This is a genomic window from Palleronia sp. (assembly GCF_042089775.1).
Taxonomy (GTDB): Bacteria; Pseudomonadota; Alphaproteobacteria; order Rhodobacterales; family Rhodobacteraceae; genus Palleronia.
In genome coordinates this window covers 1-2846 of record NZ_JBELKF010000226.1, presented here as the reverse complement: position 1 = coordinate 2846, position 2846 = coordinate 1, and the positions used below count along the sequence as shown (strand labels likewise).

Here is a 2846-nt window from a genome sequence, read left to right as displayed (position 1 = left end):
ACCTATGCCGCGCGCGCGGGCACCGATTCCGCGATGGGCTTCGCGGCCTCCGGCCTGCTGCTCGAGGGCCGCACGGGTGTCGAGGTCCTCGCGGTCGATCAGGTCTCCCTCCAGGCGAGCCTGACGCGCTCCTTCTTCGAGATGATGTCGCCCGATCAGGACTTGCGGCAGACGCTGCTGGAGGAGATCTCCTCGGGGATGGTCGACCTGTCGCTGCAGGGGCTGCGCTCGCGGCTGGACCTGCTGATCCCCGGCGGCCGGATCGGCAACTTCACCGTGCCGCCGGGCCACTCCCTGGCCGGTGACATGCAGATGAAGATCAACGGCACGGGCGACGCGATCTCCATCTCCGGCATGAGCGCCATGGAGGGTCTCGCGAATGTCAGCTTCGAAACCACCGCCACCCTGGCGGCGGGCGAGGCGACCGACCCCATGTCGATGGCCGCTCAGATGCAGATCGGCGCCACCACCCTGGCCCTCAAGGATCGCGGCCTCGATGACCTGCTCGTCTCCGCGACCGGCTCGGATCTCGCCGATCTCGTCGGCGCCGGGCTGCACAAGGCAGGCGGGATGATCCCCGGCGGCGGCGGTCGGGCCCTTCAGACGCTGAGCGATGGCGTCACGGGCTGGATCAGCGGCGCGATGCGCGACGGCGGCTCCGTCTCGATCAACCCGCAACCCGCTGTGACGCCCTTCGAGATGGGCATGCTGGCGATGAGCGCACCGGTCATGCTGGTCGACCGCCTGAGCCTCGAGACCGCCCAAGCCGACTGAAGCGCTGCGAAATTACGACGGAAATCCTCCGTCGCACACCACTAGGACCTGCGCCGACCCCTAGATCTAGGGGGCGGCCGCTTTTTCGTGCTTATATATGTTGAACGAAAAACAGAGACCCCTATACTAATTCGAAACTATTGCAGCCCGGATAAAGGCTTGAGAGATGACCGTTCATGTTCAGGATGTCGGGGTGACCCACGATCTCGCCCCCCTCTGGTCCACCCGCCTGCGCTTTCCGAGCGCGGTCCCGGCGCATATCGAAGGCACGATCGAAGGCATGGCGGCCTGCCCGCGCGACGTCTACACGGCGAAGATCCCGCAGGCGATGAACCTCTACCGGAACATCGAGAAGGGCGCGATCTGGCCGATGCGCATGGCGTCCCGCCCGCTGACCGTGACGGGCTGCCTGCGCGTGCTCTGCACGCTCGAAACCTTCTCGCGCATCGCACGGCTGCCGGCGGTGGAGATGCTCGACGGGAACTACTGGCTCAGCCCCAAGGGTCCTGACGGCACCCGTGCCGTGCGTCGTCGCGACCGCCTGCCGGTCATGACGCTCGACGCGCTGTCGCAGCTGAGCGGGTTCTCCAAGGAGCTGGTCCAGGTGCTGCTGCAGCCCCTGACGCGTGACGGCGCCGTGCGCCTGGTGACGCTGCCCGACGGCCGCTCGGCGGTCGCGCTGAACTCCGGATACATGAACGAGGAGGAGGTCAGGCGCTTCTACGCCTGACCTCCAGCAACTCCCTTTCGCGCCGAGCTCGGTTCGGGCGCGCCGGTCGAGGCCGAGGCCTAGTCCCGCCCCGCAGCGTCCGGCGCGGGACCCTCGCCCGCACGAAGAGCAACTGCCTGCCGAGCTGTAAAGCCGAGCTGCGAAGCCGAGGGTCGAGCCCTACTGATCGAAATAGGAGGTCCCCGTCACCGGTTGGCGCACGGGGGCCTGCTGCTGGTAATACTCTCCGCCGCTTCGCGCCACGGGCCTCCGCTCCTCGTAGTAGGGCGATCCGCCCCTCTCGAGGATGAAGCCCTCGTCGGCCCGGACCGGCGGCGCCACGGGCGCGGCCGGGGCGACCGCGCCCGAGACCTGCCACCCGGCGCTGGAGATGGTCTGCGGCGGCCAGTCGCCGCCGGATGTCAGCCGCTCGTCGCGGTAGCCGTTCCCGTCGATCAGCCCGGCCTCATGCGCCGCGTCGAGGATCGCCCGCACGGTGCGCGCCGGGCCCTTGCCGCCGGTGATCGAGCCGGGCATCGGGCGGCTGTCGTCGCGCCCCAGCCAGACGCCGATCGCCAGATGCGGCGTCACGCCGACGAACCATGCATCGCGGTAAGCCTGGCTCGTGCCCGTCTTGCCGGCCACCGCGACAGGCGCGCCCCGCATGGCGCTGGCCGCGGTGCCGCGTGTCACGACCCCGCGCAGCATCGATATCAGGTCCGACTGGGCCGCGCCGCCGATGACCGGGGGCGCCGACCATACCGGGCGGCGCAGCATCGGGCCGGCGGGGCCGTCGACCCGGTCGATGGCCAGGTCCTGCCTCGGGATCGCATCGTTGACCAGCGTCGCATAGCCCTGGACCAGATCGGTCAGCGTCGTCTCGTAGGCGCCGAGCGCCGCGGTCAGGCGCAGATCCATCTGCCCCGGCTCGTAGACCCCGGCGCCGCCCGCCACGCGGGCCAGGGAGGCCGGGGCGATGCGGTGGATCAGGTGGGCGGCCGCGAGGTTCGAGCTCTGCTCGAGGGCCGACCACATCGGGATCTCGGGGCTCGACTTGCCGTCGTAGTTGCCCGGGGTCCAGCGCACGCCGCCCGGCTCGACGAAGGTCTCGGGGGTGTTGGCGATGCTGGAGCGCGGGTCGATGCCGAGATCCAGCGCGGCGCCGTAGAGGAACGGCTTGATCGCCGAGCCGGGCTGGCGCATCGCCACGGTGCGGTCGAACCCGCTCACCGCCGGGTCATAGCCACCCACCGAGGCGAGAACGGCGCCGCTGCGCGGATCGATCGCCACGACGGCGCCCTGGATCCGCGGCCGGGCGAGGGCGATCAGCGACCCGCCGCGGCGTGTGGCGACGAGCACGTCG

The 2846-nt window shown here is 70.2% G+C and carries 3 protein-coding genes; 2 read left to right on the top strand and 1 reads right to left on the bottom strand.

The annotated features are described in order from the left end of the window. The coding region (locus ACFDS3_RS20325) for a hypothetical protein (RefSeq protein WP_375264143.1) at positions 1-774 on the top strand (774 nt) is incomplete at its 5' end. 193 nt (positions 775-967) lie between these two features. Then, a complete protein-coding gene (locus ACFDS3_RS20320; RefSeq protein WP_375264142.1) occupies positions 968-1504 on the top strand; it encodes a hypothetical protein in 537 nt (178 codons plus the stop codon). 159 nt (positions 1505-1663) lie between these two features. On the opposite strand, the gene ACFDS3_RS20315 is transcribed toward ACFDS3_RS20320, so the two are convergent. After that, positions 1664-2846 (bottom strand): transglycosylase domain-containing protein (locus ACFDS3_RS20315; protein WP_375264141.1); only part of this gene is annotated, 1183 nt, incomplete at its 5' end.